Consider the following 21,004-nt stretch of genomic DNA (forward strand, 5'->3'; position numbering starts at 1 on the left):
GCGCAACGTGCTCCCGCGCCACGCGATCATCTTCGCCGGGTCGGGCAATACCCAGGGAGCGGTCAAGCAGACCTTGCCGGTCTACGGCGGCCGGGATGGCCCAGCCCATGGAGGAGAAGCCACCGGAGGCGAGGTGGGTGTCGGCGCCAAGCTCGCCCGCCCGGACAGCCCGGTCGTCCGTGTCCTCGGCGACGGCGACTTCCTGATGACACCGAGTTCTCCCACCCCGACGGCTCCCCGTACAGCCCCGACTTCACGGCCATGGGCCGGGCCTTCGGACTTGAGTCGTGGAAGGTCAACGATGCCGCGTCCCTGGAGCCGACCCTGCGCAAGGCGGTCCAGTCCGGCGCCCCGCCCTGATCGAGGTCCCCGCGGACCGCGACGCCGCGGGCCCGTGGCTCCCCGGCTGGTGAGACTTCCCGATCCCGGCGTACATCACCGACGAGCGCCAGGACGAGTACCCCCGCACCCGGGCCACCGAGCAACACCTCTGAAACGCCCCGCGCCTGGTGGCCCAGGACCGCTCGCTGCGACCGCCCGCTGCCCCGAGAAACGGCCGCACTGGCGGTCGTCGCCGTTCCGCCAACCAGGCGCGACTCACCCACATGGCAGCCACCGTCCTGATGAGCGTTTGGTCCGGTGATTCGCGTTCCGTCCCGGGTCAGGTTCCCCGCCCGTTCGGGGTGGCAGCACCGGTGAGCCTGCAGGCCATGGGGCCGATCACAGCGAGGTGGATCATGGCTTCGCAGCGGTGCGGCTGGAGTAGGCGGGCTGGCCCCCTGTTGCGCACGTCGCGGCGAGGGGACGAGTCGTGCACGGCTTATGGTCCTTACGTGGCACACACCTTCGAAGAACTCGTGGAGAAGCAACGCGCCGCCGACCAGGCGCACGCGACTGCCCAAGCCCTGCGCACCAAAGGCGACCCTCCCGCCTACGAGACCGCGTGGCAGGTATGGCGTGACCTGGCCAAGGACGTGCAGGGCGCGGTCACCGTGCACGCGAAGGAGCTGGGCACGGTACGGGCAGGCGTGGAGCTTGAGGTGAAGAAGGCGGTCCGCCTCACCGAGTAGCGAGTCCGCCGCTGCGTGGGGCGCGCAGACAGACGGACTCGTCGGCGGACGGCGCGGTCTCGTCGCTGATCACGTGGCCGAGGTCCTCCGTCGGGCTGCCCCGGCTCGGTCTCCACCTCGCCACGTGCCGAACCTCGTGCCGGGGGAGTTGAGGCGTGGTGAGTCGGACGGGTGAGGGGCCGCTCGTATATCGCATGTTCGTGCGGGTACGGCTCGGTAGGGTCGGGACGTGCACCTGGAGGAGAGCGACCCCGTCGATCCGGCAACGGTCCTGAACTGGCAGGACGCCTCCACACTGCGCTGGACCGCTCGGCCTGAGGAGGTCGATGCCGCGTTCGGCCGGGGCGAGCCGCTCGTCGGGGTGGCCGTGATCGCGCTCGCTCTCAACCATGCGGACGCGGACACGATTCTGCCCCGGGTCGGCAGGGCGCTGGAGGCGAAGGACCCGGAGATCCGGCGCCAGGGCGTCATCGCTCTGGCACACGTCGCCCGCCTCCATCGGACCGTCGACCGACGATGCCTCGACCTCCTCCGCGACTGCCCGCGGGGCAACGAAGCGGACGACGACCTGTGGTCCTTCGTCGCCCACCGCCGACTTCCGTGGTGGCTCTGGCGTCACCACCTCACGGAACGGCTGACCTGGTTGCTCCGGGACAGGTGGCGGGGCTGACGCCGGCACCGGCACGTGGTGGAAACCAGTGCCAAACGAAGATCGCGACCGGGTGGCAAGGGCACGTGGGAGCGTTCTGACCGACGTCAGCCGAGGGCCGCCGACTCCCGGATGAGTACCGTGCAAAAGTCGTGCGGTGGCCGCCCGGTGAGGCGCTGGACCACGTCGGTCGTGCGGTCCTCGGCGCCGTCGGCGATGGCGAGGTCCATGCCGGCCAGCAGCTCGCCGAACTCCCGCCCCACCAGCGGCGCGAGACGGTCGCACTGCTGCTCGTGGGTCAGGTGACGGTGTACGACAGGACGGCCGGTGACCTCGGTGACGACCGCGGCGATGTCGTCGTGGCTGAGCGCCTGCGGCCCGGTGAGGACCAAGTCGGAGTCGGGGGAGCGTACGTCGGTCAGGGCACGCACGGCGACGGCGGCGATGTCCTCGGCGTCGACGAAGCCCACCCGGCCCTTCCCGGCCGCCGTATGGATGGTTCCGGTCTCGCGGATGCCGAGCGCGTGCATGTGCGTACCGGTGAAGTTCTGCATGAACCAGGAAGGCCGCAGGACCGCCCACGCGTCGAAGAGACCCGGCAGCTCCCGGTGCACGGCCCCGACGGCCGGACCACCCTCGGGGACGGCCGACGAACTGAGCAGCACCGCACGGTTGACGCCCGCTGTACGGGCCTGCCGGAGAAAGGGGAGCATGACCGCCGCCGGGTCCGGATCGCCCACGGGCGGCACGAGGTAGACGCGGTCGACTCCGTCCAGGGCGTCGGTGTGGGTGGCGGGGTCGTACCAGTCGAAGCGGACCGGATCCGCCTGGGGGAGGGGGGTGCAGCGGCGGCTCGCGGCCCTGACACGGTGACCGGCGGTGGTGAGCTGTGCGGTGACACGGCTGCCGGTGGTGCCGGTGGCGCCGACGACGAGGGTGGTTCCTGCGCCTGAGCCGGTGGTCATCGGTCGCCCTCCCCGAGGCCGGTGCCGTCGAGCGCGAGGGCGGCGAGCGGGACCCAGTAGTCCCGGTAGGAGACGATGAGCCCGTCCCGTACGGTCACCACGGCGACGTAGGTCATCTCGAAGGGGCCGTCCGTCGCGACCACGCGGCCCACACCGCGCATCTCCACCACGATGGTCTCGGGGTCGGTGGTCTCGTGGATCCGCACTTCGGGGAAGTCGTGCAGGTCGATGTGGTCGGGATAGGGCCGCATGTACGCGGCGACGGCATCCTTGCCCTCCAGCCGCCGGGGCCGGCCCGGCGGGGCGAAGGGGAACTCCATGATGCCGTCCTCCGCCCAGAGACCCACCCAGGCGGGGATGTCCTTGTCCAGCAGCAGGCGCAGGCTGTGGCGGTACAGGTCCGCGGGTGAGGTGGTGATCGCGGGCATGGGGATCTCCGTCGCGTCGTACGATACGGACCTGAGGTCCGTTTCAACTGCCCGAACGATACGGACCCCGGGTCCGCTTCGCAAGGGCATGCGGACCAGGAGTCCGCTTTGAAGTCGGAGGGACACACCGCATGACTGAGCGCACACCACGCAAGGACGCCGTCCGGAACCGGGCGGCCCTCCTTGCTGCCGCCGACGCCCTCTTCGCCGACGGCGGGAGCGCGGAGACCGTCACGATGGCCGATGTCGCGACCGCGGCCGGTGTCGGCAAGGCGTCGCTCTTCCGGGCCTTCGGCGACCGCACGGGGCTGATTCGTGCGCTGTACGCGGCGCGGCTCGAACCGGTGCGGCAGGCCGTGGAATCGGGCCCGCCGCCGCTTGGGCCCGACACTCCCGCGCCGGAGCGCGTGTTCGCCCTGCTCGACACCCTCCTGTGCTTCAAGCTCGACAACCGCCACCTCGTCCTGGCCCTTGAGGGCACCGGTGACGACAGCCCGTACCGGGCGGAGCACTACGGGCACTGGCATGCCCTGCTGGAATCCACGCTGCGCAGAATCCCCGGCCTCCCGGATCCCGCCTTCGCCGCCCACGCCCTCCTCGCCGCCACCCGCGCAGACCTCGTCGAACACCTCGCCGGACACGAGGGCGTACCCCGAGAAACGCTCCGCGCCCACCTGGCCACCTTCACCGCGAGAGTCCTGAGCGGTCCTGTTCCGTAGGACTGCTTCGTCGGGAGGCGTCCGAGAGTGGGAATGTATGCGGCTCGTGTGGAGCGCGACGGATCGGGGACTGACCTGCTTTCCTTGAAGCCCACCGTTATGATCGCGCTGTGCGAGAAGAGAGGCGAATGGCCAAGCCGGTTCGATGGCTGGTGATTTGGGTCGCGTTCACCATCTTCATGCGCTTCGTCACCGGCTTCGCGGGCATTTACCGGGGCTGGTTGAACACTGCGGTGACCTCCGCGTCTGTCGTGGCCGTCTGGTTCCTGGGCTCGTGGTGGCGGTCTCGCAGGGAGCGCGAGGCCGTAGCGTCGTAGCCGGACGGCGACTCGAAGGGTTGTCGCGGTCGGCTCTCGGTCGACGTGTCGGCGTGTCGGCGTGTCGGCGTGTCGGCAGGAAGTGGACCGCGTGCGTCGGCTACCTCAACTGGCAATCCAGTAGCTGAGCCTCGCACCTAGCTGCACCTCGCGTCGGACTGGGCTTACGAGGTGGTGAGGAGCACCTCTGGACCGACCGCGGTCAACGACGCAGCGAGCGCCCGGTTGTGGGTGTTGGACTGCGTGGTCGATGGTCCTGGATACGGTTTGTTCGTGCTCATGCCACTGAGCTCCGGTCGCAACCCAATAGCCGCGCAGCTCACGGACCTGTGACACGTTGTCATCGCCGATGCCGGACTCGTTGTAGCAGCACGGGCAGATGACGTACCGCGTACGCCGTACTCGTTGAACACCGATCGCCGTTGTCGTACCCACAGATACGGCAGGTGGTCTCGGTCCTGCCAATCTCTTCTTCGTCTTCCGTGTTCTTCTTGTCCAGAGTCTATCGATCACCGCCAGATGCCGCGATGTCCTATATCGGCTGACGCGGCGAGGCGCGTGGGCCCATATGGTCATGTCTGGGAGGGAGTTGGCGTCCAGCATCCAGCGAGGGGTGGTGTTTGTGCGGGTTGGTGGAGGCAAGATGGAAGGACGTGCGACGGTGGTGGAATGCTGGAGCGGTTGCCGAAGTTGATCACAGCATGACTCAAGGACCAGCACCTCGTTCCCTGTCCGAAGCGGCCCTCTCCGACTTACTCGCCAGGCAGCAGTTCGGAACTCTCGCCACTGTCAAGCGAAGTGGCCATCCACACCTGACCACCATGCTCTATCACTGGGACCCCGAGTCCCGGATCGTGCGGCTGTCCACCACGGCCGATCGCATCAAGGTCAAGCATCTGCAGGGCAACCCGCGTGCCGCGCTCCATGTACAAGGCGGCGATGTGTGGTCGTTCGCTGTCGCCGAAGGTACGGCGGAGGCTTCCGAGGTCACGACGGTTCCCGGTGACGCGGTCGGGAGAGAACTGCTCGCGATGATCCCGGCAGATGCGAAGCCGAAGGACGAGGATGCGTTCCTCAAGCAACTGGTCGACGAGCGCAGGATCGTCATTCGTTTGAGAGTGGAGAGGCTCTACGGCACGGCCCTGGATGTCAATGGCTAGGTCCGGCGCGGCCATGCCTGTCACGGACGCTCGTTGACCTGCAAGCCGGACGGCTTTGGCTTGGGGTCGGCAGCCGGTCTCCGCCGAAGTAGGCCATCTTGCCAATCAGTTGGCGAGGGCGGTCATGGGAGCCATCCCGCAGCGGCTCCAGTGGACGGAAGGATCAGCCCGTCGATGGGCATCGGCGGTGTCGTATCGCTGACACCACGAGTGGTGTACGGGTGCCGCCGGCGGTTCGTGCGGGAGGGGGAGCACGGCCAGGCCGACGTCGGCGGCAACTGGCCGTGTTTGTCTTTGGGGGCGCTGATCAGGATGCCGGAGTCGCGCGCGAACTGCTCGTTAGCCGTCTGCGTGAGTGCGGTCGCCACTACGCGGCGGGGTGAGGTCGAGCTGAGTGAGTGTTTTTGAACTGGCTTAGCGTCCGGTCAAAACTCCCATGTCAGCTCTCGCTCATCGATGACGACTCGCTCGTAGCAGTCCACCAGCCTGCCGGTCTCAAGCGCGGTGGCAGTCATGTCAAGCAGCTCTGGTAGGGAGGCCCACATCGGGTGCGGATTGAAGCGGCAGCCGTCCTCGTGGTCAGCGTCTCCGATCCGTCCCCGCTTCGGGGTGGAACGTTGATCGATCACCAGATAGTCGCCGGATCCGTCTGCCGCGAAGGGGATCCACTGCCGGTGCCACCATGGCCCGTACTCGCCTTCGGGATCGCCCGCCTCGGCGCCCGGCCGTTCCGGGCCATGGATTTCGGTCCGTCTCTTCCAGGCATCCACGATGTGCTGGGTGCTCAGCATCATCCAAAACGGTGGTAACAGAACGCCGTAGGCTGTGCCGTCATGCCGCAGGAGTGACTCCGTCAGCGGCTGGGGAAAGGCCAGGCCGATGGCCTCTTCTGCCATCTCGATCGCCGCGCGTTCGGCTGGGGGCGCCAACTCGGCGAAGGTGCGGGGTGCCTTGTCGGCGAGCCACGCCTCGATGCGGGTCCAGGACTCAGGTATCGAGGAAGTCATAAGGCGGATCGTGCCAGTTCGCACTGACACACTCGCGCCCTCGCGACGTATTCATGCCGGTGGCGCCGGTTTCTTCGTCCAGCTGGGAGGGGGTTTCTTCCTGGTCAGCCGTCTGGTCATGAGGGTGATGAGCGACCAGTTCAGGTGGGCTTCGCTGTGCTGGGGAAGGCGCTCGTAGTCCCGCGCGTTGCGGCGCGCGTTCATGATCCATCCCAGGGTTCGTTCGACGCGCCAGCGGCGCGGGAGGACGACGAAGCCTTTGGCGCCTTTGGGGCGGGAGACGGTCTTGAGGGTGATGTGGAGGAAGTCCTCGGCCCAGGTGACAAGTTGGCCGGCGTAGGCGGAGTCGGCCCAGACCTGGGTGATCTGCGGGTGCGTGAGGCGAAGGCGCCAGAGCAGTTCGCGGGCGGCGTCGCGGTCCTGTATGTCGGCGGGCGTCACCATGATCATTACGGGGAAGCCCTTCGTGTCGACCGCGACGTGTCTCTTGCGCCCGTTGATCAATTTTGCGGGATCGAAGCCGCGGGTCGCCCTGCTTACCGTGGAGGCGCCCTTGACGGACTGCGAGTCGATGATCAGCGTGACCGGGTAGGCGCATCGTCCCAGGCCGGTGCGGAGCTGGCGGCGGAGCTGGTCACGGATGTAGGTGACCACGCCGCGGCGGTTCCATCGAGCGAAAAACCCGTAAACCGTCTCCCACGGAGGGTAGTCGGAGGGCAGAGCGCGCCACTTCGCGCCGTTGTCGACGATGTAGCGGATCGCGTCGACGATCTACCGTCGGGGCCACTTCTCGGGGTGCCCGCCGGTCTTGGTCTGGCAGGCCGGGACGGGCAGGAGCGGTTCGAGAAGGGCCCACTCGGCGATCGTGGTGTCGGAGGGGTAGCGACGGGGGCGGAGGGGGCTCGGCATGGCGGACTCGTCGGGAAGGTGAAGAAGCGGAAGGAGCGGACGGGGGTCACTTCGAGAGCTGGGCGAGGGTCGCGGACACCCCGGTGAGCTGGGCGGCCACCAGCTGGGCCCATTCGTCGTCGGGGCAGCGGGCCAGGTGCGGGGCGAGCGTGCCCGTGATCATCCGGGTGAGGCGGCCGAGGACTTGCGCGAGCTGTTTCTTCTCGTACTCGATCCAGTCCGCGGGGTCGTCGGAGAACATGTAGCCGTCCTTGCGCCGCCAGATGATGGGGGTGAGGTTCTCTGCGGCGCCGACGTCGCGAAGGTGCCGGATTCCGCGTTGGACCTGGGATTTCTTCAATCGGGTGGCGGCAACGAGCTGGACGGTGTGCAGGCTGGCTGGTCTGGCTTCCATCAGCGCGACGCGGACCAGGTCGCCGTAGTGCTCATCCAGCGGCTGGCCGGTGCGACGGGCCATCGTCTACTCGCCCTTGAGGAGCTGGGTCAGCTGCTCGTCGAGGGTGAACTCGCCGTTGTCGAGGGCTCCTTCGAGCCAGTCCGCCGCCGCACGGACCCGGCCGATCTGCCGACGGACGGTCTCGCGCTCGTCGTCGGTGAACTCCTGCCCGCGCAGCTGGGGGACGAGTCGGCCGAGAGTGGCCACGAAGCTGTGGCAGGAGCCGACCAGGTCGAGGTACTCGATGGTGTGCTCGATCTTGCGGACGGCCGGGGTGGTTTCCCGGATCCGCTCACGCGTTTCCTCGGAGTTGTCGAACTGGGCCCGGTTGACCAGCATGCGGGCCGTGTCGTCACGCATCACCGTCCGGGCCACCGTCGGCCTGCGTAGCAGACTGGTGGTCACCTCCTGGGCGACGGTGTCATCCCTCGTCAGCTCGGTGACGACCCGCATCCTCTCCGCCGGCGTGACCTGCTCGGTGACCGCGGGCCGGGTGAACAGTCCGGCCGCCACCTGGGCGGCGACCTCGTCGTCGCGAGTCAGATCGGCGACTGCCTGGACCTTCTCGTCGACCGTCACGGGACGCTCGACCCGCTGGCCGACGACCCGCTTCGCGCCGTCCGGCGTCCACTGCCGGGCCCCAGTACGTGGGTTGAACGGGGCGTCCTCGATCGCCGCCCACCGCTCGTCCTCGTCGACGACCGAGGCCAGGATGCGGTGGACAGTGAACGACACGCCCTCCTTGCGCCTCTCCCTCGGCCACCGGTTGGCGGTGTAGCGCCAGTCCTCCACGGTCCGCCGTTCCACCCCGATGTCGTCGGCGAACATCTGCAGCGACTCCGTCACGGTGAACAGGTCCTCCGTTCCGTTCGGCATCGACCCGCCCACCGCCCTCATAGGCTCGATCTCCAGCGCCATGTCGCCCAAGGAGAACTGGGCGCGGGCGACCTGCGCAATCAGGCCCTTGGCCTGGGTGACGAGCTGTTCGTAACGCTGCCGGGTGACGTTCCCGATCCGGTCGGTCATGACGGTTACCGCCTTGTCCTGGGTCCGGCCCGGTCACTCACACGTGGCCGATAAGGGCAGGCGGTCCTGGTCACCTCACGGTGGCGCGGGCGCGACACGCCGAGGCAGAGCGTGAACCGGGGGCGCTCGAAGCACCCGCCAGTCGTCATCAACTCAGCTGCCAAACAAGACGTGTTGGTGGTGACAGCGAGGCGTTCGCCTACGCCGTTTCCGTAATGCCGCTCCGCGACGCCTGCCGTTGCCGACAGGCTCGCACCCGGCAGCGGTCCGAGCAGTACACGGCCGATGCCGAGCGTTCCACCCCCACCGTCCACGAACGACCGCACACCGGGCACACCGCGAGCTCGCCCCGCTGCATCGCTATCACTCGCTGCCGGGTCCGCCGCAGCCTCCGCCACCGCCGTGACCTGCACCGGCCCGAGCAGAACACCGCCTCCGCCGCCATCGGCACCGGCAGCGGATCACCGCACTCCCGGCAGTACCGCCGAGCCGACCCACCATCCGCCACGAACCAGATCATCCAGCCGTAGGCACCTCACGACCAGAGTTCAAAAACACTCACTGAGTAAGGGCGCATGGATGTCTGGTGCGCGGCGTTCGCTAGGGCGTTGAGGTCGTGGTGTGACCGGTACGCACAGCATCTGATCCCGGTCGCGCGCTGGACGCGGCCCCAGACTCCGGCTCATGGCAGGGGCGTTGATGCGCAGGCGCGCCGTCGCCCCAGTCGCGCTGCCCTCCTCGCGCAGCGTGTCGAGCACGGCGAGGGCGTTCGCATCCAATTGCGTTTGGGTAATCTCATCCGTTCCTGCCATGCATTTGAAGTTAATCGACGCGCTGCATACCGTTGAGGCGAAAGCGCAAGACGCAACGCGCAGTTCGGCCCTCGACCGGGCCTCAGTACCCCTCCTCAGACGGGAGCACCACCATGTCCGAAACGCTTCAGACCAGTGACGTCGCCGCCTCCGACGCCGATCTGCTCGCCCAGACCGCGATCGCCGTGCGGGAGGCGGGGTCGGCACTGCGGGAGCGTTTCGGCGAGGTGGTTCGCTACGAGACGCGCGAAGAGCTGATGCAGGCGCTCGCGGCCAACGACGACACGGCCCTCGACATCCTGCGTCCCCGTCTCACGAGCCTGCGCCCGGACGCCGGCTGGGTGGAGGACGAACTGGACGGCGGGGCGCTGCCGTCCGGCGAATGGTGGGTCGTCGATCCGGCCGAGGGCAACGTCAACCACCTGCACGCCCTGCCGGAGTGGGCGGTGACCGCCACCCTCGTACGGGAGAACCAGCCGGTGCTCACCGTGGTCCACCTGCCGTTGACCGGTGAGACCTACACGGCGCTCACCGGGGCGGGCGCCCATCTCGACGGCCGGCCGCTGCAGGTCTCCCGGACCGCGGACCTCGGCCTGAGCATCGTGGCCACCAGTCAGGCCCGGCCGGACGAGGACGAGAAGGTCGTGCGGCGCGTCGGCTCCTCGATCACCGCGATGCTCTTCGACGCGCTCGTCGTCCGCGTCGCCGTGCCCGCGACCCTGCACCTGCTGAACGTGGCCGCCGGCCGGATCGGCGCCTTCTGGCAGTTCGCCGGCGCCCGCGCGGACCTGCTTCCCGGAGCGTTGCTCGTCACCGAGGCCGGCGGACGGATCTCCGACGCCGAGGGCCTCCCTTGGACCCCGCAGAGCCAGAGCTTCGTGGCTGCCGCGCCCGGCGTCCACGCCGAAGCCGTATCCACGCTCTCGCGCTGACCGCGCACCACCACCGCCACGCACGGAAGGATCAGATCGTCATGACCACGATCGCAGTACTCGGAAACGGCCGCGTCGGCGGCAACCTGGCCGCAGCTCTCACCCGGGCAGGACACAAGGTGGCCGTGGCGGACCGCGCGCCCGGCGCCGCCGCCGATGCCGCCCAATCCGCCCGGATCGTCATCAACGCCACTCCGGGTGCCGGCTCGCTGGACCGGCTCACCGCTCTGCGCGAAGAACTCCGGGACAAGATCCTCGTCGATGTCTCCAACGCCACCACCGACGGGCCGGACGGGCTGCCCACCGATCTGATCTACCCCGGTTCGAGCCTGGCCGAACAACTCCAGCAAGCACTCCCCGAAACGAGCGTCGTCAAGACACTCAACACGATGCTCTTCCCTGTGATGACCTCGCCGGCCACGCTCACCCAGACGCCAACCGTGTTCCTCTCCGGCGAGGACCCGCAGGCCAAGCAGACCGTCCGCGAGTTGCTCACCGACCTCGGCTGGCAAAAGGAATGGATCACCGACCTCGGCGGGATCCGGACCGCCCGCGCCACGGAGGCTGCGATCCTGTTCGTACCGCACGTCATCCGCTCCAGCGGATTCACCCCCTTCGCGGTCTCCATCGCCCGCTGACCGTCGAGGGCCGGAGGTAGCCGGAGCCGGCGTGGGGCATGGATGGTTGTTGAACTCCAGCCAGCCGGCTCGGCTCCGACGGCCTGCAGCGGGCGGGTGGCGTAGAGAGACCGGGGTATGCCGTGCGGCGCTGGTGGGGGCAAGCGGTGGCGTCGGTGCCAGACAGCGCCGGCGGGGCGACGATGACGAGGTCTGCCTGCCACAGGTCCGCCGACCGGGGCCGCGTCGACGCCGCGACGGCACCGCCAGTCCGACCCGGTTCGGCACACCCCGTGGCAGAGCGGTCTGTCAGGGCGGGGTGTGGCTGCACGGGTGCAACGTCGGTTACTCAGGCCCGAGTTGAGTACGCGTGCTCATACCCGGCGCCCGCCGCGCGGCTGATGAGTGCACGGCGCCGACGAGAGCGCCGATGTGATCCAACTGAGCCTGTCGGGGGAATCCTCATGTCGCGTCGTATCGTCGTGTCTGTCGCTGCCGGTGTCGTCGTGCTCGGTGGTGCGGGTGCTTTCGCCCTCGCCTACGCCGGGGACCAGGCACCCGCGTTGGCGCACAGCACGGCCCGCTACACCGCTCCCGCCGCCGACCGCGATGGCTCGTTGACCTTCACGACCGACGTGACGGCGTCCTCCGATGTGAAGAGCGTGAAGGTGCTGGCGTGGCCGGCGGACTCGTCGTTCGCGAAGAAGGGGCTGACCACCAAGGAGATGGCGGGCGTGGAGTCGGCCGTCTGCAAGCCCTCAAGCGGGGACACCGAGCGGTGCACCTACAAGGTCCCCGTCACGCGTGCCGATGCGGAGGGATCCCCGAAGGGGCTGTGGCACGTGGCTGTGTTGGTCACCGCGAAGGACGGCGACACGACCCTGGACACCAAGGCTGCCGACTTCACGGTCTAGGCCGTGGCCCCCAGCTCCTATGGAGCACAGGGGTTTTACCGATGCTCGTAAATTTGTGACGTGGTGGCATTCATGAGCATCCCGCACTGCTGCTTCCTGTGATCGGAAGGCGTTGAGGGCGATGTCAGACAACGTCGCCATCCTTGGTGTGCCTGCTGCGTGAACCACGGTTCCACGCCGGCCTTGATTCCAGAGACATCGTCCGGGCGCGCGTGCAGGCACGGCTCCCGCAATCTTCTTGAGCTCTGCAACTGTGCTGGCGGCGGTCATCACGCGGTTACGAAGTTGAGAGACACGGCCCAGCGAATCCGGACGCGAACGACCGCCGTCTGCTGGCGCTCCCGCAGCCAGCAGACGGCTGTCCTGCCGCCCCCGTGGTCCTGCCGCCCCTGTACGGGGCCGGGCGGCGCTGAACCAACCATGCTCTGAAGCGGCCCGTTCGGTGCGGTGTGTGTTCGGCTTCCTGTTGAGCGTCTCTCCGCACAGCGGCTGTGTCATCACCCGTCCGAGTGGTGTGCCATGGCCCGGGAGTTGTGAGCCGGGTAGGCCCGGGCACCCTCACCCATCCTCTTCTGCGCGCCGCCATCGTCCATCGCGTGACCCTCAACGGCCCTATCAACGGCCCCATCATCGAGACCAGCACCGACTCCTGCCGGCTCGTCGTCACCGCAGCCCGCGCAGAACCGGATCAAGCCGGCTACTGCGACATGGCCGACGCCGGCCGCAGATCAAGCTTCTCCAGGACACGATCGCGGAGAAGTTCGTACTCCTCACGGAGCCTGCGCCACTCGCTCGCGGGTGGGCGAGGAATCACGATGCCCCCGGTGACGATCTCCTCCGGCGCGAACTGTTCGCGGGTGAGATCGATCTCGAGGCCCATCCCCAGGCGGTTCCACCAGTGGTAGTCCACACGCTCGCCGTCGACGTGGACCTCTCCCCGGATCAACTCGCCTCCCAGCAGGTCATTGAGGACCATGGCGGTCACCCCGCACTGATCCCGGGCCGGGTTGTCCTTCGTCCAGCGCGAGCGGAAGTCAGGCGTGCATGTCTCGGCACTCCAACTGCTGCGAACGGCTCGTTCGATGTCGGTGAGAAGCAACGGTGTCATGCAGGGGATGCTGCCAGCAGGCACTGACAACGGCCGGGCGTCGGCAGGCACGGCAACGGGCATCTGACTTCGAAACTGACCAACAGCTCCCGGATCCTCGGCCCGCGGCTGCCTCCACCCCGCATCGACAAATGCCGTGCGTGCAGATGCGCCAAGCCTTTTGGGCTGCCGTGGGGACCAGAGAACAGGGGCACCCAGGACCCCGGACGCCATCGACGAACGGGTGACGACCGCTGTGGCTCACGAGTCGGGCCGCGAGATAACCGAGTTGACCGCGGCGACACGGTCGGCCAGGTCGCCGGCAGGGATGTCGATGAGCTCGAAGCCGAAGGCGCGGTAGCTCTGTTCGTGGATGGTCTCCAAGACCAACGATTCCTGGAAGTTGATCCGACGGGCACCGGTGGGCGCACAGAACCCCAGGTTGCGGACGAAGGGCACCTGTTGCTCGTAGATCTCCTCGGTAGTTATCCGCTGCATCTCCGCTATCAGCGCACGGGATACCGGCCGCCCCAGGTAGGTGGCGAGCGCGTGTGTGCAGACGGGCGACCGGTCGAACAGGCACCGCAGGATCGATGTCGTGCCTGCGCCCGGCGTGTCGGTGAGAACGTACCGTCGCATGCTCAGATGCCTTTCGTGCGTGATGAGACAGGCCCACTGAAGCTGACAGCGTCATGCGGAGGCATTGAGCCAGTGGAGCCCCGGGGGAGTGGAGTTGGCGGGGGTGGGGGTGGGGGTGGGTCAAAGATCCTCGAACAGCTCACCTGCCGCAGATGCCCGTATGTCCCTGGCGCCGAGCAAAGCCGACCGCAGCGCAGTCATTACGGGGTGCTGACGCCGACAGTCAGAGTCCCGTCAGCACCGCCTTTGTCGGAAAGGGCCTCTGCCGCAATGCGCTCCCGCCAGGCGTGTGGCCCTGATCTGAGGTGCTCCGTCAGTGGCTCATCGCCAAGGTTAGGGTTGCTGGTGGGTCGAGTGACGGTGCGGAGGGATGGATGGGGCGGGAACGTTCACTGCGCATGGCGGCCTGCGTCGGCCTGATGGGCGTAGTGGCCGCCGCGACAGGGTGTGCGAGCGGATCGCACGATTCAGCGGCTGCCGACATGTCGCCCAGCGCACGCACTTACCTGTCGAAGGCGCTGAGCATCATGGAGAAGCACTCTCTTGTTCGCCACAGGATTGACTGGGCGGAATTGCGGAGCAGGGCGTTCTCGCAGGCGCGCGGCGCGCAGAAGGCGGCGGACACGTACGGGGCGATCGACTCGGCTCTGTATGCGCTGGGCGACGGACACAGCGCCTTCTGGGAGCCGGAGCAGGCAAAGGAGCGCTTCGGAGCCTCTCCGGTCAACTTAAGTGGCCTGGAAGGCCGTTCCCTGAAGAGCGGTGTCGGCTACATCTCCCTGCCTGGGGTGCAGGGGTCTCAGGACACGTACGACCAGTACGTACGGCAGGGCCGAAGCGCTGTGGCGAAGGCCGGCGCGGACGATGCCTGCGGCTGGGTGGTGGACCTGCGTGCGGACACCGGGGGCAACATGTGGCCCATGCTCGCGGTTGTAGGTCCCATCCTGGGGGACGGCAAGGTCGGCGCGTTCGTGGATGCCGACGGCAGGGAGTCCGATTGGTCGATCAGGCACGGCAGTCCGTACAAGGACGGCAAGTCGGCCGGTTGGAGTGATGGCCGACCGCTCACCAAGAGCAACTCACCCGTCGCGGTCCTGACCGGCAAGCGCACAGCGAGTTCGGGCGAAGCAGTCGTTGTGGCCCTCCGGGGACGTCCTGACACACGGTTCTTCGGCGAGCAGACCAGCGGCGTGCCCACCGGCAACATGCCGTACCACCTGTCCGACGGAGCCGTGCTGGTCCTCACGGAAGTCAAGGACGCGGACCGAACGGGCCGTGCGTATGACGCGCCGATTCCTCCGGACGTGGAGATCATCAAAGATCCACGCCCCGTGGCACGTAACCGGGACGAGGTCCTGCGGGCAGCAGAGAGTTGGCTTCTGAAGCGCGGCGGCTGTCGGCGTCCGTGAAATCTTCCGGTGGTGTTCTCGGACAGTCAGGGATGGTCCCGTTCTGTGCGAGACGCCTGGTCATGAAGATGGAGGCGGCCCAGGTGATCAGGGTTTCGGAGTGCTGGATAAGCCGTTCCTCGTCTGCGCCTCCTCAGGATCGGTGCTAAGAAGCACGCACTGACGTGTCGTACAGCGCCCCCGCGTTCCGAAACCGCCGCTCGCCCCTGTGGCAATGACGGGGCGTCAACTGCCGCTCCGCAGGGGCCCCTACGTGAACAGGTCGGTGGCCACGGCCATGTGGACCGAGACTTCGGGCTGGTGGGACACCGGCGGCCGGTCAGTCGCGCGCAAGTGCTAATCCGGTTCTCGACGCCGGTGGGTCCGGTGCCGTCCCGGACGAACACGTGGTATCGCGACTTTTCCGTGCAGGCCAGCAGCTTCTGAAACGTCTTGCGGCCCACCCCCTTGCGCAATGGTCAAGAATCGTTGACCATTGCTCGTATGCCAACTGATGATGTTCCCGAGACGTTTCACGTCACCACGGACGAACAGCTGCGTGCCGTCTCCAATCTCACGCGTCACCGGATCATGGCCGTGCTGCGCTTCGAGCCGGCGACGATCACGCAGATCGCCGAGCGACTGGGCCTGGCGAAGGGGAGTTCCAGCTATCACGTGCGGCTGCTGGAGCGGGCCGGCCTGGTGAAGGTGGTGCGGACACGGAAGGTGCGGGGAGTCACCGAGCGGTACTACGCGATGGCCGCACGGTCGATCGAGCTGCCGGACCCCGGGGCGGGGCAGCCCGATGTGCTGATGCGGCATGCGGTGGCGGACCTGGAGGCGTCGCCGGCGGACGGCGAGCGGCACGTGGGCATGGCGCATCTGCGGCTCACGGAGGAGCAGTTCGCGCAGCTGGGGGCGCGGCTGGAGGCACTGGCGGACGAGTACCGGAAGCTGTCCGATCCGTCGCTGCCGGACGCCTCACTCGTCTTCGCACTGTTCCACCCGGCACCGCGCGACCAGGCCGAGGGGGCCGCCAAGTGAACTCAGGTGCGAGAAAGCTGCCGACTGGCTTCGGACGACTGTGGACTGCGCAGTCGGTGTCCTCGCTCGGTGACGGGGTGTCACATGCCGCGCTGCCGCTGCTCGCGCTGACGTTGACGCGGGATCCCATGGCACTCGCCGTCGTGACGGCCGCCGGGACACTGCCATGGCTGCTCTTCGGCGTGCTCGGCGGTGCGCTGGTGGACCGGTGGGACCGTCGGCGCACGATGTGGGGCATGGACGCGGCGCGTGCGGCACTGCTCGCGACCACGGCGGCAGCGGCCGCGCTCGACGTGCTGAGCATTCCGCTGCTCGCGGCCGTCGCCTTCCTGCTCGGCCTCGGCGGCCTCTTCTTCGACACGGCCGCCACGGCCTACCTGCCGGACCTGCTCGGCCGCGACCCCGCACTCCTGGAGCGAGCCAACTCTCGCCTGCGGGGTGCCCAGACGGCCATGTCCGGGTTCGCGGGGCCGCCTGCGGGCAGTGCGCTGCTCGCGATCGGGCGAGCGGTTCCGCTGCTCGCCGACGCGGTGTCGTTCATGCTCTCCGCATTGCTTGTACGGTCGCTTCCCGCCCTGCCCCGGCCCGTGCCGGAGATCCGCGAGTCGCTGCTTCGGCAGGCGCGGGCCGGCGCCTCGTACGTCTTCCGGGACCGGGTGCTGCTCGGGCTCGCGCTTCGCCCGGCGGTCGGCAATATCGCCTTCCTCGCTGTGGAGACGGTCCTCGCCCTCTTCGCGCACGACCGCCTCGGCATCGACACCTTCGGCTTCGGCCTGCTCCTCACGGCGGAGGCCACCGGCGGTCTGCTGGGTGCAGGCATCGCCTCCTCCCTTGGCCGGCGGTTGGGCACCGGTTCCGCGTTGAGCTGCACGGCTGCCGTCGAGGGGCTTGCCATCCTGGGCCTGGCCGCTGCCCCGAACCCGTACGTGGCGGGGCTGGCGCTCGCCGTCTGCGGGGCCGGCATGGGTGCCACGATGGTGCTCGGCCCCTCCCTCCGGCAGACCATCGTCCCGGCCCACCTCATGGGCCGGGTCGCCTCCACCTCCCGCATGCTCGCCATGTGCGCCGCCCCCATCGGGGCCTTCCTCGGCGGCTGGCTGGCCACCACCTACGACATCCGCACCCCGCTCTACGCAGCCGCCGTCCTCCTCCTGGCGATGACGGCCGTCACGGCCTCCATGACCAGCAACCGCCGAGTCGAAGCGGCCCTGCGTGCCGCTGCCGCAGCAGCTGCCCCGGCCGGCGCCCCGGCTCACCCGGCATCCAAGGATCCCGCCCAAAAGAGTGCCGCCGACCTGTTGTGACGCCCTCGCTGAACTCGACCCCTACGTGTGAACTGCCACCAGTGGGTGGTGTTTTGGGCACGACCACCGCATACGCACTTCGTCCAGCGCGGCGTTCCCCGCTCCGCTTGCGGTTGTCTCCCGGTGCGCGCTGATGGTGCGCCTGGGATCGGTCAGGAGGGCTCGATGGCCGTTACGGCGGTGACGGTCACGGTGTCGTCGCATTCGGCGAACTGTCCGTCGTCCAGGGCCACCTGGTGAGCCCCGGAGGACGGCAGCTGGACGACCATGGTGGGATACAGCACGGGCGCGGAACCGGACACGCAGTACCCGTCGCCTTCTCCCTGCACCTGCACGAACGTCAGTTTCACCCACGCCTTGCCGCCGGGGGCCACCGTCACCGACGACGCGGCTCCGGTCGGCTTGACGGTGAGCGGCACGTTCATCTCGGGAGAGCCGTTCCCGGCACCGGCCACCGTGGGGTGCCCCTTGAGGACGCAGGTTCGTCCGGACACGTTGGTGAACTCGACGACGGCCGCCCCGGTCCCCGTGCCGGCCGGCCGCACGACGGCCTGACGGGCGGTCACCTTCAGACTGCTCGCGGCGCAGGTCGCCGCCGAACCGCCCGTAGCGGGTGCGGACGACGCAGGTGCGGTGGGCGTGGGCGTGGGCCGGGAGGCGGAGGGTGTGGAGGAACCGGAGGCGGAGCTGCCGGGCTTCGGGGCATCGGTTTTGGAGGAGGCCGATGAGCTGACGGTCCCGGACGGGGTCAAGCCGCCGTCTGCGGTGTCCGCACCACTCCCACCGGGCTCACATCCCGCCACCGCCAAGGCCACCGAAGCCACGACGACCGCCATCGCCGAACCGCGCATTCCGTTCACGTGCCGCATGCTGTCCCCCGAGTCCAAGTTGTCCGGAGCGCGGCTCCTTGCCGCTCCCGTCGAACCAGACAGGACCATGGAGCCGCCAGTTCTCGCACACGCCGACCTGTGACTCACCGGTGACGAAATCCGGCCACAATCACCGTGGAAGGCGCCGGACCGGGCAGTGGCTGATCCGGGAGGCGTTCGGACGCCTCGCCGGATCCATCGCATGCCGCACGCCGACGCGATCGAGGTCCGTGACTCCGGTTGGCCCGGCCGGGACGGCTGACCGTGAGATCCCTCCTGTCTACGATCGGCGCATGAGAGCGTGGAATGAGAGCTTGGACGCCGCGGGGATCAGGGAGCCGGAGCTCCGGCGGGACTATGGCGCCCAGCGCGCGTCGGTCGCGCGGTTCAGACGTGCCTCGTATCTCGCGGCTCGTCTGCTGCTGCCGAAGGCAGTGCTGCCCCACGTGGTGGCGACGACGGCTGTGATGCATCACGGGGACAACCTGCTGGACACCGGCCCGAAGCCCCAGCGAGTCGCCGCGTGGGCGTCGTGGGAGCAGGCGGTGCGCAAGGCGCTGGACAGCGGGGTGAGCGACGATCCGCTGATCCGTACGCTGCTGCACACCACGGCGGCGTACCCGCGGCTCAGGGAGGTCGTCGAGGAGTACCTGTCCACCGCCACCGCCGAGTTGGAGTTCGCCGGCTTCGACACCGAGGCCGACTACCAGGCCTATGTGGACGCCTACTCGCTGCCCGCCTTCATGCTGGTCGCCTCCCTGCTGGGCCCCGAGCACGACGACGAGGACTTCCGGGCCGGCTGCCGGATGTTCATCGACGGCAGCCAGCGGCTGGACTTCGTCAACGACCTCGCCGAGGACCTGGCGGAAGGGCGGCTCGGCATCCCGACGGAGACGCTGGAACGCTTCTCCGTGACGGCGAAGGATCTCGCGGAGAGGAACGAATCGCCGGGCGTACGGGCGCTGGTGGAGAGCCAGATCGAGAGGGCGCGCGCCTCGTTGCTGGCGGCCAAGGCATTGCCCGCACTGACCGCGAACCCCAACGCGGTGCTGTTGGAGGCGGTCGTCGAGATCGAACTGCTCACCGCGGACGCGGCGCTCGCGCGTGGCGCCCAGCTGCTGCGAGGGGCCGTATCACCGCCGGTGGTGGCCTCGCTGCGAGTGATGCTGGCCGCTCGCCGACGTGCGCGCAAGCAGCGCTGAACCGTGCGGCGTCGGATCGCGGATACCTGGCGCAGCCGTCCCCCTGTTGTCGCGCTGCTCCGGGGAGAACTATCAGCGCACGAGCTGTTTGAGCCCGGCACGGCCGGGCGCGGTCTGCGCGACGATGTTCGCGTGCTGTGCGCACATCCGGTCGGCGACAGCGGTGGCGACGAGATGGTCCTTGGAGGCGAAGGAGGCGAAGGAGGCGAAGGAGGCGAAGGAGGTGAAGGAGGCGAAGGAGGCGAAGGAGGCGTAGAGAGCGTCGCAGATGTACAGCCGGTCGCCGCGCACGGCGGTCGAGGCAACGCAGGAATCGGTGCCCTTGCCGCCGGACCTCGATGTCAGGTGGGCAGGCGGTTGTTCTTGCGGATCTGCTTGTCGAACGTTCCGGCGGGGACGAGGCGGCGCGCCGCGGTGACGCGCGAGGCCAGCGGGCCGGCGGTGTAGCGCAGCTTCGGCCTCTTGCCGGTGGCCGCGGTGACGATCGTCTTGGCGACGACGGAGGGGTCGTCGCCGTCCTTCATCGCCTGTGCGATGACCTCGTCGAAGACGCGACGCCGCTCCGCGTAGAGGGGCAGCGGGGTGTCGGGCTGAGCGGCGTTGGTGTCGAAGCTGGTCTTGGTGTAGGCGGGCTGGACGAGCAGGACCCGAACGCCGTGCTCGCGGACTTCGTGGTCCAGCGACTCGGAGAAGCCCTCGATGGCGTGTTTCGACGCGACGTAGAGGGCCATGAAGGGCTGGGGGGCCACGCCGAGGACCGACGAGACGTTGATGACGCGTCCGCCGCCCTGGGCGCGCATGTGCGGCAGGACGGCCTTCGTCATACGGATGACGCCGAGGACGTTGACGTTCAGGATGCTCTGGGCCTGGCTGACCGAATTCTCCTCGACGGCGCCTGCCGCGCCGATGCCGGCGTTGTTGACCAGGACGTCGATGCGTCCGAAACGGTCGATCACCGTGGCGACCGCGGCGGTGGCCGAGTCGTCACTGGCCACGTCGAGATCGAGGTACGTCACACCGGCGGGCGGGGTGAGCCCCGACGTCTTGCGGCCGGTCCCGATCACCTCGAAACCCGCCGCGACGAAAGCGCGGGCCGTTTCCCTGCCGATTCCCGATGAGGCCCCTGTCACGAGTGCCACCGGTCGAGTTGCCGCCATCACAAGCTCCCTCGGTTTTGACGTACGACCGTATGCCTTACGTTCGTACGATAATAGAGTGAGGGGCGGTCGATGGCAAGTGATCGCACTCGGCGGTCCGGGGAGGATCACCTGACTGGCGTGGACGTTTCACGGAGCCTGGTGAACTGAGGCCCCGAGGGCCCGGTTCGGGCGGGGATCCCAAGGCTGCCGACCAGAAGGCAGTCGCAGAAGCGGCCTCGGCCTTTCTGGGCGTCGATCGGCGGCGCGCAGATCACGCCGTAGGGCATGCGTCGCACGGTAGCGGTCTGCACGGCACGGCCGGCATCAAGCGCTGGTCACGGGCATCCCGCCCTCTTGGGGTGCACTCCGTC

At 68.5% G+C, this 21,004-nt stretch carries 25 protein-coding genes and 1 pseudogene; 14 read left to right on the forward strand and 12 right to left on the reverse strand.

The window, feature by feature from the left end:
• Positions 1–133: 133 nt before the first annotated feature.
• The 3 genes from AQI94_RS43240 (at position 134) to AQI94_RS30785 (ending at position 1,740) form a co-directional block, all read left to right on the forward strand.
• Positions 134–643 carry a thiamine pyrophosphate-dependent enzyme gene (locus AQI94_RS43240; protein WP_234438788.1) on the forward strand — a complete coding sequence of 170 codons (510 nt, stop codon included), beginning with the start codon at positions 134–136 and terminating at the stop codon, positions 641–643.
• 190 nt (positions 644–833) lie between these two features.
• Entirely contained in the window at positions 834–1,070 is a 237-nt protein-coding gene (locus AQI94_RS30780) for a hypothetical protein (RefSeq protein WP_031045267.1), read from the forward strand.
• 229 nt (positions 1,071–1,299) lie between these two features.
• Positions 1,300–1,740 carry a hypothetical protein gene (locus tag AQI94_RS30785; RefSeq protein ID WP_051832211.1) on the forward strand — a complete coding sequence of 147 codons (441 nt, stop codon included), beginning with the start codon at positions 1,300–1,302 and terminating at the stop codon, positions 1,738–1,740.
• Positions 1,741–1,826: 86 nt separating this feature from the next.
• Here the strand turns inward: AQI94_RS30785 and AQI94_RS30790 are convergent, their stop codons facing one another.
• On the reverse strand, positions 1,827–2,684 hold the full coding sequence (locus AQI94_RS30790; RefSeq protein ID WP_031045261.1) for an NAD(P)H-binding protein: 858 nt from the start codon (positions 2,682–2,684) through the stop codon (positions 1,827–1,829).
• A complete protein-coding gene (locus tag AQI94_RS30795; RefSeq protein ID WP_031045259.1) occupies positions 2,681–3,112 on the reverse strand; it encodes a nuclear transport factor 2 family protein in 432 nt (143 codons plus the stop codon). Before AQI94_RS30795 ends, AQI94_RS30790 begins: the two co-directional genes overlap by 4 nt.
• Positions 3,113–3,243: 131 nt before the next feature.
• On the opposite strand from AQI94_RS30795, the gene AQI94_RS30800 reads away from it, so the two are divergent.
• The 3 genes from AQI94_RS30800 to AQI94_RS30810 all read left to right on the forward strand — a co-directional run bounded on the left by AQI94_RS30800 (position 3,244) and on the right by AQI94_RS30810 (position 5,308).
• Positions 3,244–3,831 (forward strand): TetR/AcrR family transcriptional regulator, encoded by a 588-nt coding sequence (locus AQI94_RS30800; protein WP_031045256.1) that lies wholly within the window; start codon positions 3,244–3,246, stop codon positions 3,829–3,831.
• Between the two features lie 128 nt (positions 3,832–3,959).
• Entirely contained in the window at positions 3,960–4,148 is a 189-nt protein-coding gene (locus tag AQI94_RS30805; RefSeq protein ID WP_031045253.1) for a hypothetical protein, read from the forward strand.
• A gap of 701 nt (positions 4,149–4,849) precedes the next feature.
• Positions 4,850–5,308 (forward strand): TIGR03618 family F420-dependent PPOX class oxidoreductase, encoded by a 459-nt coding sequence (locus AQI94_RS30810; protein WP_031045250.1) that lies wholly within the window; start codon positions 4,850–4,852, stop codon positions 5,306–5,308.
• A gap of 425 nt (positions 5,309–5,733) precedes the next feature.
• Here AQI94_RS30810 and AQI94_RS30820 read toward each other — a convergent pair whose 3' ends face one another.
• The 5 genes and pseudogenes from AQI94_RS30820 to AQI94_RS43250 all read right to left on the reverse strand — a co-directional run bounded on the left by AQI94_RS30820 (position 5,734) and on the right by AQI94_RS43250 (position 9,498).
• On the reverse strand, positions 5,734–6,315 hold the full coding sequence (locus AQI94_RS30820; RefSeq protein WP_031045245.1) for an SMI1/KNR4 family protein: 582 nt from the start codon (positions 6,313–6,315) through the stop codon (positions 5,734–5,736).
• Positions 6,316–6,366: 51 nt separating this feature from the next.
• Positions 6,367–7,224: pseudogene (locus AQI94_RS30825) on the reverse strand (IS5 family transposase).
• Positions 7,225–7,270: 46 nt separating this feature from the next.
• Positions 7,271–7,681 carry a hypothetical protein gene (locus AQI94_RS45365; RefSeq protein ID WP_031045241.1) on the reverse strand — a complete coding sequence of 137 codons (411 nt, stop codon included), beginning with the start codon at positions 7,679–7,681 and terminating at the stop codon, positions 7,271–7,273.
• A gap of 3 nt (positions 7,682–7,684) precedes the next feature.
• Complete coding sequence (locus tag AQI94_RS30835) at positions 7,685–8,686, reverse strand: DUF6192 family protein (RefSeq protein WP_031045238.1); 1,002 nt, start codon at positions 8,684–8,686, stop codon at positions 7,685–7,687.
• Between the two features lie 548 nt (positions 8,687–9,234).
• Positions 9,235–9,498 (reverse strand): hypothetical protein, encoded by a 264-nt coding sequence (locus AQI94_RS43250; protein ID WP_078902733.1) that lies wholly within the window; start codon positions 9,496–9,498, stop codon positions 9,235–9,237.
• Positions 9,499–9,611: 113 nt separating this feature from the next.
• Between AQI94_RS43250 and AQI94_RS30845 the strand changes: the two genes are divergently transcribed.
• The 3 genes from AQI94_RS30845 to AQI94_RS30855 all read left to right on the forward strand — a co-directional run bounded on the left by AQI94_RS30845 (position 9,612) and on the right by AQI94_RS30855 (position 11,961).
• Positions 9,612–10,430 carry a 3'(2'),5'-bisphosphate nucleotidase CysQ gene (locus AQI94_RS30845; RefSeq protein WP_031045236.1) on the forward strand — a complete coding sequence of 273 codons (819 nt, stop codon included), beginning with the start codon at positions 9,612–9,614 and terminating at the stop codon, positions 10,428–10,430.
• Positions 10,431–10,471: 41 nt separating this feature from the next.
• The gene (locus AQI94_RS30850; protein WP_031045234.1) at positions 10,472–11,068 is read left to right on the forward strand and encodes an NADPH-dependent F420 reductase; all 597 of its coding nucleotides are present in this window, start codon (positions 10,472–10,474) and stop codon (positions 11,066–11,068) included.
• A 443-nt stretch (positions 11,069–11,511) separates the two neighbouring features.
• Positions 11,512–11,961 carry a DUF5707 domain-containing protein gene (locus tag AQI94_RS30855; RefSeq protein WP_062230040.1) on the forward strand — a complete coding sequence of 150 codons (450 nt, stop codon included), beginning with the start codon at positions 11,512–11,514 and terminating at the stop codon, positions 11,959–11,961.
• A gap of 697 nt (positions 11,962–12,658) precedes the next feature.
• Here AQI94_RS30855 and AQI94_RS30860 read toward each other — a convergent pair.
• Together AQI94_RS30860 and AQI94_RS30865 are read right to left on the reverse strand one after the other, a co-directional pair.
• Positions 12,659–13,069: a YunG family protein gene (locus AQI94_RS30860; RefSeq protein ID WP_031056694.1), complete on the reverse strand. Its 411-nt coding sequence runs from the start codon at positions 13,067–13,069 to the stop codon at positions 12,659–12,661.
• 240 nt (positions 13,070–13,309) lie between these two features.
• Complete coding sequence (locus tag AQI94_RS30865; RefSeq protein ID WP_031056692.1) at positions 13,310–13,687, reverse strand: AAA family ATPase; 378 nt, start codon at positions 13,685–13,687, stop codon at positions 13,310–13,312.
• 482 nt (positions 13,688–14,169) lie between these two features.
• Here AQI94_RS30865 and AQI94_RS30870 point away from each other — a divergent pair, with 482 nt between their 5' ends.
• The 3 genes from AQI94_RS30870 to AQI94_RS30880 all read left to right on the forward strand — a co-directional run bounded on the left by AQI94_RS30870 (position 14,170) and on the right by AQI94_RS30880 (position 17,423).
• The gene (locus AQI94_RS30870) at positions 14,170–15,096 is read left to right on the forward strand and encodes a S41 family peptidase (RefSeq protein WP_031056690.1); all 927 of its coding nucleotides are present in this window, start codon (positions 14,170–14,172) and stop codon (positions 15,094–15,096) included.
• Positions 15,097–15,579: 483 nt separating this feature from the next.
• Positions 15,580–16,119 (forward strand): ArsR/SmtB family transcription factor, encoded by a 540-nt coding sequence (locus tag AQI94_RS30875; RefSeq protein WP_031056687.1) that lies wholly within the window; start codon positions 15,580–15,582, stop codon positions 16,117–16,119.
• A 17-nt stretch (positions 16,120–16,136) separates the two neighbouring features.
• Entirely contained in the window at positions 16,137–17,423 is a 1,287-nt protein-coding gene (locus AQI94_RS30880) for an MFS transporter (RefSeq protein WP_199814384.1), read from the forward strand.
• A 152-nt stretch (positions 17,424–17,575) separates the two neighbouring features.
• On the opposite strand, the gene AQI94_RS30885 is transcribed toward AQI94_RS30880, so the two are convergent.
• Positions 17,576–18,175, reverse strand: coding sequence for a DUF4232 domain-containing protein (locus tag AQI94_RS30885; RefSeq protein WP_225890324.1), 600 nt, complete (start codon positions 18,173–18,175; stop codon positions 17,576–17,578).
• On the opposite strand from AQI94_RS30885, the gene AQI94_RS45865 reads away from it, so the two are divergent.
• Positions 18,090–18,395 carry a hypothetical protein gene (locus tag AQI94_RS45865; RefSeq protein WP_225890328.1) on the forward strand — a complete coding sequence of 102 codons (306 nt, stop codon included), beginning with the start codon at positions 18,090–18,092 and terminating at the stop codon, positions 18,393–18,395. The genes AQI94_RS30885 and AQI94_RS45865 overlap by 86 nt on opposite strands.
• A 190-nt stretch (positions 18,396–18,585) precedes the next feature.
• The gene (locus tag AQI94_RS30890; protein ID WP_031056679.1) at positions 18,586–19,494 is read left to right on the forward strand and encodes a squalene/phytoene synthase family protein; all 909 of its coding nucleotides are present in this window, start codon (positions 18,586–18,588) and stop codon (positions 19,492–19,494) included.
• Between the two features lie 72 nt (positions 19,495–19,566).
• Here the strand turns inward: AQI94_RS30890 and AQI94_RS45370 are convergent, their stop codons facing one another.
• Together AQI94_RS45370 and AQI94_RS30900 are read right to left on the reverse strand one after the other, a co-directional pair.
• Positions 19,567–19,785 (reverse strand): hypothetical protein, encoded by a 219-nt coding sequence (locus tag AQI94_RS45370; RefSeq protein ID WP_062230041.1) that lies wholly within the window; start codon positions 19,783–19,785, stop codon positions 19,567–19,569.
• A gap of 50 nt (positions 19,786–19,835) precedes the next feature.
• Positions 19,836–20,651, reverse strand: coding sequence for an oxidoreductase (locus tag AQI94_RS30900; RefSeq protein WP_031056677.1), 816 nt, complete (start codon positions 20,649–20,651; stop codon positions 19,836–19,838).
• Positions 20,652–21,004: the final 353 nt, after the last annotated feature.

It is taken from the genome of Streptomyces pseudovenezuelae (genome assembly GCF_001513955.1).
Lineage (GTDB): Bacteria > Actinomycetota > Actinomycetes > Streptomycetales > Streptomycetaceae > Streptomyces > Streptomyces pseudovenezuelae.